This window comes from Cypionkella sp. TWP1-2-1b2, from assembly GCF_049896245.1.
In the GTDB taxonomy this organism is placed as follows: domain Bacteria; phylum Pseudomonadota; class Alphaproteobacteria; order Rhodobacterales; family Rhodobacteraceae; genus Cypionkella.
Window position 1 is genome coordinate 20,300 of record NZ_JAFCTX010000016.1, and the last position, 13,411, is coordinate 33,710.

Annotated in this window: 11 protein-coding genes; 5 read left to right on the forward strand and 6 right to left on the reverse strand. The window is 61.0% G+C overall.

All coding sequences use genetic code 11. From position 1 onward, the window contains the following. Nucleotides 1-21: 21 nt before the first annotated feature. The gene (gene pepN, locus ACP7AP_RS12235) at nt 22-2,583 is read left to right on the forward strand and encodes an aminopeptidase N (RefSeq protein ID WP_426034489.1); all 2,562 of its coding nucleotides are present in this window, start codon (nt 22-24) and stop codon (nt 2,581-2,583) included. On the opposite strand, the gene ACP7AP_RS12240 is transcribed toward pepN, so the two are convergent. Next, nucleotides 2,540-3,160: a transglycosylase SLT domain-containing protein gene (locus ACP7AP_RS12240; RefSeq protein WP_426034490.1), complete on the reverse strand. Its 621-nt coding sequence runs from the start codon at nt 3,158-3,160 to the stop codon at nt 2,540-2,542. The two genes, pepN and ACP7AP_RS12240, sit on opposite strands and share 44 nt — an antisense overlap. A 178-nt stretch (nt 3,161-3,338) precedes the next feature. Between ACP7AP_RS12240 and gatB the strand changes: the two genes are divergently transcribed. The 3 genes from gatB (at nt 3,339) to ACP7AP_RS12255 (ending at nt 6,142) form a co-directional block, all read left to right on the forward strand. Then, a complete protein-coding gene (gene gatB, locus ACP7AP_RS12245; RefSeq protein WP_426034491.1) occupies nt 3,339-4,850 on the forward strand; it encodes an Asp-tRNA(Asn)/Glu-tRNA(Gln) amidotransferase subunit GatB in 1,512 nt (503 codons plus the stop codon). A 118-nt stretch (nt 4,851-4,968) separates the two neighbouring features. Then, complete coding sequence (locus tag ACP7AP_RS12250; RefSeq protein WP_426034492.1) at nt 4,969-5,622, forward strand: hypothetical protein; 654 nt, start codon at nt 4,969-4,971, stop codon at nt 5,620-5,622. A gap of 130 nt (nt 5,623-5,752) precedes the next feature. After that, nucleotides 5,753-6,142: a DUF4177 domain-containing protein gene (locus ACP7AP_RS12255; protein WP_426034493.1), complete on the forward strand. Its 390-nt coding sequence runs from the start codon at nt 5,753-5,755 to the stop codon at nt 6,140-6,142. On the opposite strand, the gene ACP7AP_RS12260 is transcribed toward ACP7AP_RS12255, so the two are convergent. From ACP7AP_RS12260 to ACP7AP_RS12275, 4 genes are all read right to left on the reverse strand, one after another. After that, a complete protein-coding gene (locus tag ACP7AP_RS12260; RefSeq protein WP_426034494.1) occupies nt 6,143-7,246 on the reverse strand; it encodes a pyridoxal phosphate-dependent aminotransferase in 1,104 nt (367 codons plus the stop codon). Nucleotides 7,247-7,413: 167 nt separating this feature from the next. Further along, nucleotides 7,414-7,743 carry a DUF1992 domain-containing protein gene (locus ACP7AP_RS12265; protein WP_426034495.1) on the reverse strand — a complete coding sequence of 110 codons (330 nt, stop codon included), beginning with the start codon at nt 7,741-7,743 and terminating at the stop codon, nt 7,414-7,416. A gap of 152 nt (nt 7,744-7,895) precedes the next feature. Then, nucleotides 7,896-10,919 (reverse strand): valine--tRNA ligase, encoded by a 3,024-nt coding sequence (locus tag ACP7AP_RS12270; RefSeq protein ID WP_426034496.1) that lies wholly within the window; start codon nt 10,917-10,919, stop codon nt 7,896-7,898. Between the two features lie 195 nt (nt 10,920-11,114). Continuing rightward, nucleotides 11,115-11,876, reverse strand: coding sequence for a VOC family protein (locus ACP7AP_RS12275; RefSeq protein WP_426034497.1), 762 nt, complete (start codon nt 11,874-11,876; stop codon nt 11,115-11,117). 15 nt (nt 11,877-11,891) lie between these two features. Between ACP7AP_RS12275 and ACP7AP_RS12280 the strand changes: the two genes are divergently transcribed. Continuing rightward, a complete protein-coding gene (locus ACP7AP_RS12280; RefSeq protein WP_426034498.1) occupies nt 11,892-12,785 on the forward strand; it encodes a hypothetical protein in 894 nt (297 codons plus the stop codon). On the opposite strand, the gene ACP7AP_RS12285 is transcribed toward ACP7AP_RS12280, so the two are convergent. After that, nucleotides 12,782-13,213 carry an Lrp/AsnC family transcriptional regulator gene (locus ACP7AP_RS12285; protein ID WP_054007924.1) on the reverse strand — a complete coding sequence of 144 codons (432 nt, stop codon included), beginning with the start codon at nt 13,211-13,213 and terminating at the stop codon, nt 12,782-12,784. The two genes, ACP7AP_RS12280 and ACP7AP_RS12285, sit on opposite strands and share 4 nt — an antisense overlap. Between the last annotated feature and the right edge of the window lie 198 nt (nt 13,214-13,411).

The window sequence follows — 13,411 nt, forward strand, 5'->3', positions numbered from 1 at the left end:
TTGCTGGCAAAGGAGACTGCCATGACCGCTCTTGATCCGCGCACTATTCGACTGGCCGATTATCAGCCCTACAGCCATTTGGTGCAGCGGGTAGAGCTGACGTTCCGGCTGCATCCGACGACAACGCGGGTTTTGGCGCGGCTGCATTTGGTGGCCAATCCGGCGGCGGTCGGCGGGCAGGATTTGCGGCTGGATGGCGAGGGGCTGCGGTTGATCTCTTGCGCGGTGGAGGGGCGGGCGGTGGAGCCAAGCCTCGATGCAACCGGTTTGACGCTGGCGCATGGGCTGCTGCCTGCGGGCGCATTTGTGCTGGAAACCGAGGTCGAGATTGCGCCTGAGGGCAATACCGCGCTGGAGGGGCTTTATATCTCGAAGGGCATGTATTGCACGCAATGCGAGGCCGAGGGCTTTCGCAAGATCACCTATTACCCCGACCGCCCTGATGTGATGGCGCGGTTTCGGGTGCGGATTGAAAGCGATCTGCCGGTGCTTTTGTCGAATGGCAATCCGGCCGGGCAGGGCGCGGGATGGGCGGAATGGGATGATCCCTGGCCGAAGCCCAGCTATTTGTTCGCGCTGGTGGCCGGGGATTTGCGCAGCTACCCCGGCGCGTTCACCACGATGGAAGGGCGTGACGTGGCGCCGAACATCTGGGTACGGCCGGGGGATGAGGGGCGTTGTGCCTGGGGGATGCAGGCGCTGAAAGCTTCGATGGCTTGGGACGAGCGGGTGTATGGACGCGCCTATGACCTTGATATCTTTAACATTGTTGCGGTCGATGATTTCAACATGGGCGCGATGGAGAACAAGGGGTTGAATATTTTCAACTCTAAGGCCGTGCTGGCCTCACCTGAAACCGCGACAGATGACGACTTTGCGCGGGTTGAGGCGATCATTGCGCATGAGTATTTTCACAACTGGACCGGTAATCGGATCACTTGCCGCGATTGGTTTCAGCTGTGCCTGAAAGAAGGCTTGACGGTGTTTCGTGATCAGCAATTCTCGGGCGATATGCGCAGCCATGCGGTGAAGCGGATCGAGGATGTGCTGATGCTGCGGGCGCGGCAGTTTCGCGAGGATGGTGGGCCTTTGGCGCATGCGGTGCGGCCTGACAGCTTTGTCGAGATTAACAATTTCTACACCGCGACGGTCTATGAAAAAGGCGCGGAAGTGATCGGGATGCTGAAGCGGCTGGTTGGGGATGCGGATTATGCCCGCGCCTTGGATCTGTATTTTGACCGCCATGACGGGCAGGCGGCGACGATTGAGGATTGGCTGAGGGTGTTTGAAGACACGACCGGGCGCGATCTGGCGCAGTTCAAGCGCTGGTATACCGAGGCTGGGACGCCGCGGGTTTCGGTGACCGAGGATTGGGCGGATGGCACCTATACGCTGACTTTGGCGCAGGTGAACCCGGCCACACCGGGACAAGCTGAGAAGGGCGCGAAGGTTATTCCGGTGGCGGTGGGGCTGTTGAACCCGAATGGCGATGAGGTGGTGGCGACGACGGTGCTGGAGTTGACAGAACTGCGGCAGAGTTTTGCGTTCAAGGGCTTGGCCGCGCGGCCGGTGGCGTCGATCTTGCGGGGATTTTCGGCTCCGGTGGTGCTTGAGCGGTCTGTGCCAGCGGCAGAGCGGGCATTTTTGCTGGCGCATGACACCGATCCGTTCAATCGCGGGGAAGCGGGGCGAAGTCTGGCTAAGGATGTGCTGGCGCGGATGATCGTGGGCGGTGCGGTTCCGGGCGCTGATCTGCTGGACGGGCTGGCGCGACTGGCGTTTGATGAGGGGTTAGATCCGGCGTTCCGGGCGCTGTGTTTGCGGCTGCCGGGTGAAGACGACATGGCCGCGACTTTGCACGCCGCTGGTCATGTGCCCGATCCGGCGCGGATTTATCAGGTACGGCGGGCGCTACATTTGGCCTTGGCGCAAAGGTTGGCGACGGGCTTGCCCGGGTTGGAAATGGCCTGCCGGGTGCCGGGGGCGTTCTCGGCGGATGCGGCGGCTGCGGGCAAACGGGCGCTGCGGTTGGGGGCCTTGGGGCTGCTGGCGAAGTTGGACGGCGGGGCTGGCGCGCGGGCGGCCTATGCTGCGGCGGACAATATGACCGACAGTTTCGGCAGCTTGGCGATCTTATTGGATATCGGCGCAGGGCAGGCTGAACTGGCGGATTTCGCGGTGAAATGGCAGAGTGATCGGCTGGTTTTGGACAAGTGGTTCGCAGTGCAGGTCGCGGCTGCGGCCCCGGATCAGGTGGCGGCGGTGGTGCGGCGCTTGACCGCGCGGCCCGAGTTTGACTGGAAAAACCCCAACCGCTTCCGCGCGGTGATTGGCGCGCTGTCGGGCAATCATGCTGGCTTTCATCACGCATCGGGTGAGAGCTATGCTTTGCTCGCCGATTGGCTGATCAAGCTTGACCCGCTTAATCCGCAAACCGCCTCGCGGATGTCGACGGCGTTCGAATCTTGGCCGCGCTATGATGCGGATCGGCAAGCGATGATGCGCGGCGCATTGCAGCGTATTTTGGCGGCACCGGGGCTTAGCCGCGATCTTTCTGAGATGGCGGGGCGGATGCTCGCTTGACGGGCACCGCGCAATAGGCCTGTTTGCCGGTCCAAGCGGCGATATCGGCGCGGACCTTGGCTTTGCTCATCGGCCCCCAATCGCGGGCGACGCCGCGGTTGCCTTTGCCCGAGACCATGCCGTCGCGGCCGACTTGCCGGGCGATGATTTTGACGGCGCAATCGAGGTTGGCGGCACCGCTTTTGAGTTCGCGGCCGGTGTTCGCCTCGCAGCGATAAGCGTTGGCGGTCTGCGTGGAAATCTGCATCAGCCCGAAATAGCGCCCGGCCCCTGACGCTTTGGCGTTGTAGCCGCTTTCGTATTTCGCCACCGCCGACATCACACCCACCCAAAACGCGCGGCGGTCGTCCATTGAGGCGGTCTCGTAGCCGGGGCACCATGTCGTGATGTCATCGGGGACTTGGGCTGCCAGTTTGCTGTCGTATTTCTCAACCGAGACCAGCGCCGCATTGGTCCAGCTTGCCGCTTCGGGGACGTGATCCCAGCGCATTTTGGGCAAAGCCTCGGCCATCAGGACCGGGGTGAAGCCGAAAAACAGCAGGGAGAAAGCCGCTCCGAAAAGGAAAGTGATCCGCATTCGTCCGTCACAAGTTGCGCCGCACCAGCATGGCGGCCATCCGCGTATCAGGGCGAATCGGGTATCCGGCAAGTTTGGCAGGCGCGCGCGGGCCAATATAGGCAGGTTTCCGCCCGCGTCACCCTTGCAGCAACCGCCCTGTCTGCCTAAACAGGGGGCGAAAACCACGGAGATTATCATGCTTGATCTGTCCTATGAAACGCCAAAACCGAAGCTGATTGCTGGCGTTAAGCATGATTGGGAGCTGGTGATCGGCATGGAAGTGCATGCGCAGGTATCGTCGAATTCCAAGCTGTTCTCGGGGGCATCCACCCAAGTCGGGGCCGAGCCGAACTCTAACGTCGCCTTCGTCGATGCTGCGATGCCGGGGATGTTGCCGGTGATCAACGCGTTTTGCGTCGAACAAGCCGTGCGCACGGGCTTGGGGCTGAAGGCGCAGATCAACCTGCGTTCGGCGTTTGATCGCAAGAACTATTTCTACCCCGATCTGCCGCAGGGCTATCAGATTTCGCAGCTGTATCACCCCATCGTCGGCGAGGGCGAGGTTTTGGTGGAGCTGTCCCCCGGCGTCGCCCGTCTGGTGCGGGTGGAGCGGATTCACCTTGAACAAGACGCAGGCAAAAGTATCCACGACATGGACCCGACGATGTCTTTCGTCGATTTCAACCGCACCGGCGTGGCTTTGATGGAGATTGTCAGCCGCCCCGATATTCGCGGGCCTGAGGAGGCTGCGGCCTATGTCGTCAAGCTGCGGCAAATCCTGCGCTATCTGGGCACCTGCGATGGCAACATGCAGAATGGCAATTTGCGCGCCGATGTGAACGTATCGGTCTGCCGGGTGGGGCAGTATGAGAAATACCAAGCCAGCCAAGACTTTAGCCATCTCGGCACGCGGTGTGAGATCAAGAATATGAACTCGATGAAGTTCATCCAACTGGCGATTGACTATGAAGCGCGCCGCCAGATTGCCATTCTGGAGGATGGCGGTTCGGTCACGCAGGAAACCCGGCTTTATGATCCGGACAAGAACGAAACCCGCTCGATGCGCTCGAAAGAAGAAGCGCATGACTACCGCTATTTCCCCTGCCCGGACCTGCTGCCGCTGGAGATTGAGCAGGCTTGGGTGGATGATATTGCGGCCGCGATGCCGGAGTTGCCGGACGCCAAGAAGGCCCGCTTCATGGGTGACTTTGGGCTGACCGATTACGACGCCAATGTGCTGACCGCCGATCTGGAATCGGCAGGCTTTTTCGAGGCTGTCGCGCAGGGGCGGGATGGCAAGCAGGCGGCGAATTGGGTGATAAACGAGCTGTTTGGCCGTTTGAACAAAGAGGGTAAGGCGATCACCGACAGCCCGGTGTCCACAGCACAGCTGGGTGGTGTGCTTGATCTGATCGCCAAAGGCACACTCAGCGGCAAGATGGCCAAGGATTTGTTTGAGATCATCTGGACGACAGGCGGCGATCCGGTAGAGGTGGCGGCAGCGCGCGGTATGCAGCAGGTCACCGACACTGCTGCGATTGAGGCGGCCTTGGATGCGCTGATCGCGGCCAACCCGGATCAGGTCGAGAAGGCGCGGGTCAATGCCAAGCTGGCGGGATGGTTCACCGGGCAAGTGCTGAAATCGACCGGGGGCAAGGCCAATCCGGCGGTTGTGGGCGCGATGGTGGCGCAGAAGCTGGGGCTTTAATACTGGTTTGGCGGGGTGAACCCCGCCCTACCCAAGCTGACAGAGGGTGGCTTTCGGGCGCCGTTTTGTTTTGCCTGAACCGCCGATTTCGCGCATCTTGCCGAAAACGGGGGCAGCTATGACGGCCATTCTGTATTATTCGCGCAACCCAAACCCGCGCCTCGCTGTGGCCGTGGCGCGGCATTTGGGCGCGGATGTGGTGTTTGAATTTGCCTCGCCGTTTGACCCGGCGCAGAGCGCGAAATTCCGCGCCTTGAACCCCAGCTTGCGCATCCCGATCCTGCTGGAAAACGGTCATTCTTTGTGGGAGGCGGATGCGATTGCCTGCCGCTTGTCGATGCGGGCGGGGTCTAATTTCTGGCGGATGGACGGTGAGATGCCCGAGATGATCCGCTGGATTTCCTGGGGCAAAGCCACTTTCGTGCAGGCCTGCGACGTGGTGTATTTTGAGCGTGGCACCAAGCAGCGCTACGGTTTTGGCCAGATTGACCAAGGTGTGCTGGCGCAGAGCTTGGCGGATTTCCACGAACACGCCGCACAGTGGACCTGCATCTGGTGGGTCGGGATTACCTGCTCGACAGTGGCCTCAGATATGCCGATTTCCGCATGGCAAGCTATCTGGCGTTCAATGATGTGGCTGACCTGCCCATGGCGGAATACCCGCAGATCGACGCATGGTATCGGCGGATTGCCGCGCTGCCTGCATGGGCTGATCCGTTCGCGGGGCTGGATACGCCAGAGTTGCCGCCGGTTGCGGGCAAGGACTAGCTGACTTCGCTCAAATGCCCACTGCATCTTGTGCTGTGGCGAAATCCGCGCGCGGTTGGCAGAATATTCTTTCTGTGATTGGCCTTACCCGGCGTTGTCCCTATTATGCCGCCCATATCTTCAGGAGCGACCCAATGCAGCGTTACGAATACAAAGTGATTCCCGCCCCCCGCCGGGGTGAAAAATCGCGCGGGGTCAAAACCATTGAAGACCGTTTTGCGCTGACCTTGACGGTTGTGATGAACGATCTGGGCCGTGACGGCTGGGACTATGTCCGCGCCGATACGCTGCCAGTTGATGAGCGCGCGGGCTTCACGGGTGGGACAAAAACCAGCTTCCAGAACGTGCTGGTGTTTCGCCGTCTGATCGAGGCTGAGGCCTCGGCGGTGCGACCTCTGCTGGCGTTGGAAGAAATCGCCGCCGTGCCGCGTTTGGGCCCGGCTGAGGTGCCAGTGGGGCCAGCCCCGGCATTGGGGCCAGCGAACGGCCCGGCACCTGCCGCGCCGGGCCTTGCGGCTGAGTGATCAGCCTGCGGCTTTAATCGCCTCGGGCAGGGCGGCTTCAAAGGCCGCGAGGGCGGCCTCATCGCCCAGACTGACGCGGATGCAGCGGTCCAGCGGGGCCACCCCCGGCATCCGCACAAAAATGCCGCGCGCCAGCAGTTCGGCGAGGACTCGGCGGGCATAATCGCCGTCGCGGGTGCAATCCATCGTGATGAAATTGGTGGCCGAGGGGAGCGGGATCAGGCCATTGGCGCGGGCGATGCCGTTCAGGCGGCTGCGGGCAACAGCGACCTTGGCGCGGATTTCGGTCAGGTAGGCTTGATCCTGCAAGGCGGCTAAGGCTGCGGCCTGTGCCACGCGGCCCAGCCCAAAATGGTTGCGCACCTTGTCAAAGGCGGCTGCCAGCGGGGCCGCGGTGATCGCATAACCGACCCGCAGGCCTGCGAGGCCGTGGGCTTTGGAAAACGTGCGCAAGCGGATCAGGTTGGGGGTGTCTGGACTGATCTCGGGTGCTGTGCCATCGGGGGCGAGGTCGATGTAAGCCTCGTCCAGCACCAGCAGGATTTGCTCGGGCAGGTTTGCCAGCAGGTCTTTAATCGACGCGCCGGGATGATGGCTGCCCATCGGGTTGTCGGGATTGGCGAGGTAAAGCATGCGGGCTTGGGTTTGTTGGGCGAGGTCCAGCAGGGCTTGCGGGTCTTCATGATCCGCCTTGTAAGGGGCGCGGTGCAGGGTGCCGCCGTAGCCTGCGACGTGGAAGTTGAAGGTGGGATAGGCACCGAGGCTGGTCACCACCGGGGTGCCCGGCTCAACAATCAGCCGGGCGAGGTAGCCGAGCAAGCCGTCGATGCCTTCGCCGACCACGATGTTATCGGGGGCACAGCCATGGTGCTGGGCGAGGGCGGCTTTCAGGGCGTGGGTCTCGGGGTCGCCATACATCCAGGCATCGGCGGCGGCGGCTTGCATGGCCTTTATCGCGGCGGGAGAGGGGCCGAACAGGCTTTCGTTGGCACCGAGGCGGGCGATGAAGGGGTGGCCCTGGCGGCGCTCTTGCGTCTCGGGTCCGGTGAAGGGGACGGTGGAGGGCAGGGTAATGGCGAGGGGGGTGAGGATGGGGGCTTGCATGGCCCCGATTTGGCGGGATTTTTGCGGGGCTGGCAAGGGGGATTTTGGGGGTGGATAGGGACGGTCCCAACTCGGGACCAAAAAATATTGTGGGATATCATAGGGGTGGGGTGGGCGCGTTAAGGGTTTTTTAATGATTTGAGGGGTTTGGCGGGGTGAACCCCGCCCTACCGCAGAAATTTGCGGCGGGCCTCTTCGGCGATGGCTTGGCGCATTTCGAGTTGCGCGAGTTTCGCCATCGCGGCTTTGCGGGTGTTCTCATCACACAGGGTGGCGAGATGGGCACGTTGGGCTGCGGCTTGTTTCTTCAGGGTGATTTCTTCCGGCAAGATGCCGGCTTCGGCCATGATGCGGAAGCCTATGGCATCTCCCGCACTGACAAAGGCGTCGCCGGGGCGGTCGGGCAGCGGTTGGCCTTCACCCTTCAGGCCTTGCAACTCGCCTTTGGCGCGGGCCTTTGCGATTTGACGTTCGGCAAGTTTATTGAGCCAGGACATAGCGGCCTCCTACGGCAAATGTAGGTGCTTGAGGCGAATGTGGAAAGGGGGCTGTCTGCCCCCTCGCCCTACGGGCTTCCCCCGAGGATATTTATGCCAATGTGAAACTGCGAAGGTCAGTCAATATGGGTTGTCGGGGCGCGCGTGGTGGATCAGCCGATTTCTGCCAGACGTGTCAGCGCGGCTTGCAGTTTGGCGGCTTCATCCTCGCGGGCGCTTAGGTTGGCTTTGGCTTCGTCCACGACTTCTTCGGGGGCGGAAGCCGCGAAGTTGGGGTTGTTCAGGCGACCTTTGAGGCCACCGATTTCCTTCGCCAGCTTGTCCATGGTCTTGGTCAGGCGGGCTTTTTCCTCGGCAATGTCGATGAGACCGGCGAGGGGGATGGCGAAGGTCGCGCCTTCGACTGCGATGGCGATGGAGCCTTTCGGCGCGGGGCCTTCGGAGAAACCGTCGATACGGGCCATGCGTTTGATCAGCGCCTCATTCCGGGCCCAAGCGGTGCGGGCGGCGGGGGAGAGATCGGTCGCGACCAGATCGCATTTCAGACCAACGGGGACGTGGACCTGCGCGCGGGCGGAGCGGATTTCTTCGATCAGGCTGGTGACGAAGCCCATTTCGGTGGCGGCGTCTGTGTTGATCAGTTCTGCGCCGTAGGTCGGCCAATCGGTGTGGACCAAGAGTTTGGCGCGGGTTCCGGTGGTGCCCCATAGGTCTTCGGTGATGAAAGGCATCATCGGGTGCAGCAGGATCATGCTCTGGTCGAGCACCCATGCCATTGTTTGGCGGGTTTCGGGGGCGTCGGGACCGTCGAACAAGGGTTTGGCGAATTCGACATACCAGTCGCAGACCTTGCCCCAGACGAATTTGTAGAGCGCGTCGGCGTTGTTGTCGAAGCGGTAGTCTTTCAGGGCGGCGTTGGCCTCTGCCAAGGCTTTGGCGGTTTCGCCGATGATCCAGCGGTTTGCGGTAGCGGTGGCTTTCGGCGGGGCGGTTTGGGTTTTGTGACCCTCCCACACGCCGTTCATTTCGGCGAAGCGGCAGGCGTTCCACAGTTTGGTGCCAAAATTGCGGTAGCCGGCGATGCGGGCGGTGTCGAGTTTCAGCACGCCGCCGAGCGAGGCCATCGCGGCGTTGGAGAAGCGCAGGGCGTCGGCGCCGAATTCGTCGATGATCTCCAGCGGGTCGATGACGTTGCCGAGCGATTTCGACATTTTCTTGCCCTTGGCGTCGCGGACAAGGCCGTGCAGGTAGACGGTTTTGAACGGCACTTCACCCACCACGGCCAGTTGCATCATCATCATGCGGGCGACCCAGAAGAAGATGATATCGGCCCCGGTGATCAGGGTCGAGGTGGGGAAATACTTTTGCAATTCAGGCGTTTGCTCGGGCCAGCCGAGCGTGCCGATCGGCCAGAGGCCGGAGGAGAACCATGTGTCGAGAACGTCGGGGTCGCGGTAGATGCCTATGCGCAACGTTGTATTTTCGTCACCAACCCAACCGCTCCCCACAGCGCGGGGATGGTTCAGTGGCCGTCCCGCTGCATCCTGAATTTCAGCAAATGCTCGCTCATCTATTTGAACGGTAACTGTCGCTTTTGGATTTTCATTTTCGTGGAAAGCCTTTGCGGCCGCGATTGCGTCAGCTTCGACGGGTGCACAAAACTGGTTTCCATAAAGATCAAACCAAACCGGAATCTGATGGCCCCACCACAACTGGCGCGAGATGCACCAAGGCTCGATATTCTCCAGCCAGTGGAAATAGGTTTTCTCGCCCGATTCCGGGATGATTTTGGTCGCACCCGAGCGCACGGCATCCAGCGCGGGGCCGACGATTTTGGCGGTATCGACGAACCATTGGTCGGTCAGCATCGGCTCGATGACGACGCGTGAACGATCGCCGAAGGGCTGCATGATCTTTTTCGCTTCGACAAACGGTTCGCGCGTCAGGTGTTCGGAGCCGGTCTCGGGGTCGATTTCGGAATGGAGGGTCGAGACGCAGAGGCCAAGCGCGTTGATGTCGGCGATGACTTGTTTGCGGGCCTCAAACCGGTCCAGCCCGCGGTATTTTTCGGGCACGAGGTTGAGGGCATCGACTTCGTTCTCATCGGTGGGCGCGCCTGCGGCGATCTCACGCGCGCGCTTCACCGCGTCGGCATAGGGGGCACCGTCGGCGCGCATCTGGGCGCGGGTGTCCATCAGCCGGTACATCGGCAGGTTGTTGCGCTTGGCGACTTGGTAGTCGTTGAAATCGTGTGCTCCGGTGATTTTCACCGCACCCGAGCCGAAGCTGGGGTCGGGGTATTCATCGGCGATGATCGGGATCAGACGGTCACACAGCGGCAGGTGGACCATCTTGCCGATGATCGCGGCATAGCGCGCGTCAGAGGGATGCACGGCCACAGCACCGTCGCCCAGCATGGTTTCGGGGCGGGTGGTGGCGATGGAGATGTAGTTGCGGACCTCGCGCAGGGTGACGTGGCCTTCGGCGTCTTTCTCAATATATTCATAGCTTTGCTTGTCGGCCAGAATATATTTGAAATGCCACATATGGCCTGCGACCTCGATGTTCTCGACTTCAAGGTCGGAAATCGCAGTTTCAAAATGCGGGTCCCAGTTCACAAGGCGTTTGCCGCGATAGATCAGGCCCTTGTTATACATATCCACGAAAACCTTGATTACGGCGTCGTGGAAATTGCCGTCCTCACCCGCAGGCGCACCGGGCGCGCCCGACATGGTAAACGCCTCACGGTCCCAGTCGCACGAGGCCCCAAGGCGCTGCAACTGGCCGATAATGGTGCCGCGCGATTTGACCTTTTGCTGCCAGACGCGGGCGAGGAATTTCTCGCGCCCCATCTCGCGGCGGCCCGGTTCCTGATGCAAAGCCATATCGCGCTCGGTCACCATTTGGGTGGCGATCCCCGCGTGGTCAGTGCCAACTTGCCAAAGCACATCGTGACCCTGCATGCGGTGCCAGCGGATCAGGATATCCTGCAGCGTGTTGTTGAAGGCATGGCCCATGTGCAAGGACCCGGTGACGTTTGGCGGCGGGATCATGATGGAGAACGCCTCGACTCCGGCCCGCGCATTTGCGCCCGCAGCCCCTACTTTTTCCCTGATCCAAAGATCGGAAATCCGGGCTTCCGCTTCAGTAGGAGAGAACGTCTTTTCCATAGGCATTTTGGGCATCCTTAAAGCTCAGGCTTGCCATATCCAATCGCAGGCCCAAGGCCAAGCGCCAGATGGATTGCTCTTTTGAAAATACTCCCGCCGGAGGCATCACCCGCAGCCCAAAGTGCCACGCATGACGGCGCAAACCCGGCAGCGCGGGCGAGGGGGGGGCTCGATGCCCCCCGAGGCCGCAACTGTTTCAGATCAAGCCGGGCCGACCAGGGCAAACACCGCACCGCTGGGGTCGGTGCAATGGATGATCAGCGCGCCGCCGGGGACTTCGGCGGGGTCGTGCAGCACTTGGCCGCCGCTGGCTTTGACGGTTTTTACCGCGTCGTTCACCGAAGCGGTGCCGAAATACACCGTCCATGTCGCGCGGCCTGCTTTGCCTGCCTCATTGAAGACGCCGCCGATGTCCTGATCGCCCCGCGCAATGATGGTGTAGACCATATCCGGCCCCATTGGCATCGCGCGCGATTGGGTCCAGCCGAACAGCGCGCCGTAGAACGCCAAGGCTGCGGCGGTGTCGGGGGTGGAAAGGTCGTGCCAGTTGCCGTGGCCGGGCTTGCTTTGATCAAACGCACCGCCCGCCGTGCCATCTGCCATAGGCGTAGGTTGCAGGATGCCGAAGACGGCACCTTGCGGATCAATCAGCACCGAAAACCGACCCGTGCCGGGAATATCGGTCGGCGGCACCACCACGGTTGCGCCCAAGTCTTTGGCCTTTGCCGCAGTGGCATCGGCATCATCAACGGCGGTGTAATTGGTCCAAGCCACCGGCATGCCGGGGTCGGGTGCAAACAGCCCCGCCACCATATCGCCATCGCACGACGCCAGCAGATAGGTCATGCCGGGCATGCCGCTGTCGGCCCATGTCCAGCCCAGAAGGCCCGCGTAAAAACCCTTGACGGCATCAAGATCGGGGCTGGCCAGTTCGTACCAGCAGGGCAGACCGTGAAAGGACATCGGAACCTCCGTTGTTTGTTTGATATCAATGTAAGTCCATTCACCACGTCGTTGCAATTTAATTCCCTGCTTGGCGTGGCGGATGCTCGGAAACCTGCCAATCGGAACGGGCGGCGATTGTTCTGGCGGGCTGTGGGGGCGTGGCTTAGGCTGGGCCAGTCCGACTGTGATCGGACGCAGGGCGTGGTGCAAGGTTTGCATAAGACTGATTTGAAGCGCATGCGGTGGTGGTTCAGCTTTCTGAAGGCAAGCTTGTTTGGCGTGGCGGTCTTGGCTGTGATGATATTTCTTATCGCAAGTCCTGTGATCCACGACCTGCGATCGGGCTGGGAATTACGATTCAACGGTGTGGACACGACCGGACAGGTCACGCGCCTATGGCACCAAGGAAGCGGCAAAAACCGTGAAATGTTTGTTGCTTACGCGTTTAACGTCGACGGGCAGCGCTTTATCGGTGAAAACGCGGTGGATGATACGCTGTTCTGGTCTTTGTCTAACGGTGACGCCATTGCGCTGCGCTATGGCGCGGATGGTCCGCAGCTTTCCGTGATCACTATTTTCGGCGAACATCGCGGGTTGCGAGCATTGGCGCTCTGTCTATTGTTCTTGGTGGTTCTGGTGTTCCTGCTCGCAGCGCTGTCGAGTAAGATAGAGGCTTCGTATCGCATGACATATCTGCTCAGGGTCGGCATGCGACGCTCGGCTGTGGTGATCCGTTATGCCAACGCTCCCGGCTTTTCCGATGGCAGCCTTTCCAGCATCTTGTGGCAAGACGAGACCGGCGCGGCGGGACAAAGCCGGATGATGACCGCAACCCGCTTGCCCAATCTTGGCGCAAAGATCACGATTTACACTGATCCAGAGCACAAATTGCCCACCATATGGGATGGCGAGTTTGGCAAACCCTAAACCGCCCTGTCCAACCTCGTGCTCAGATGGATCAAACTTTCCGAGGATTTCACCCCGGTCAACGCGCCGATCTGGTCCAGCACCTGATCCAGCAGCTGCGTGTTGCTGGCTGCGATTTGCAGCAGCAGATCGAAGCGGCCTGAGGTGGTGAACACCCGCTCGACCTCGCCTATGCCCTTGAGACGGGTGAGAATTGCGGCCTGGCTGCGCGGCTCGATGGTCAGCAGCACGCTCGCCCGCAGCCGGCCTTGGCGGGCGGCTTCGCCCAGTTTCAAGGTGTAGCCCGCGATGACGCCCGAGGTCTCTAACCGCTCCAACCGGGCCTGAATGGTGGAGCGTGCCACCTTCAAACGCCGCGCCAAAGTCGCCACCGACATGCGTGCATCCGCCCCCAGCAGGGTCAGAATGTTGCGATCCAGCTCGTCCATGCAATATGTATCCTTTTTTGGTTATTATAACGAAGAAATCAGACATTTATATAGTTTTGTTCGGTGAAGTTGTACCTCATATGCGGCATCCTAAGTTGCAGGAAAAGGGCGGCTCATACGCACCTGGCCTGGTTGGAAAACCTTGCTGGTGCCCTGAGCAAACGCTGCCCTTGAAAGGCAACGAATGGGACTCGCATC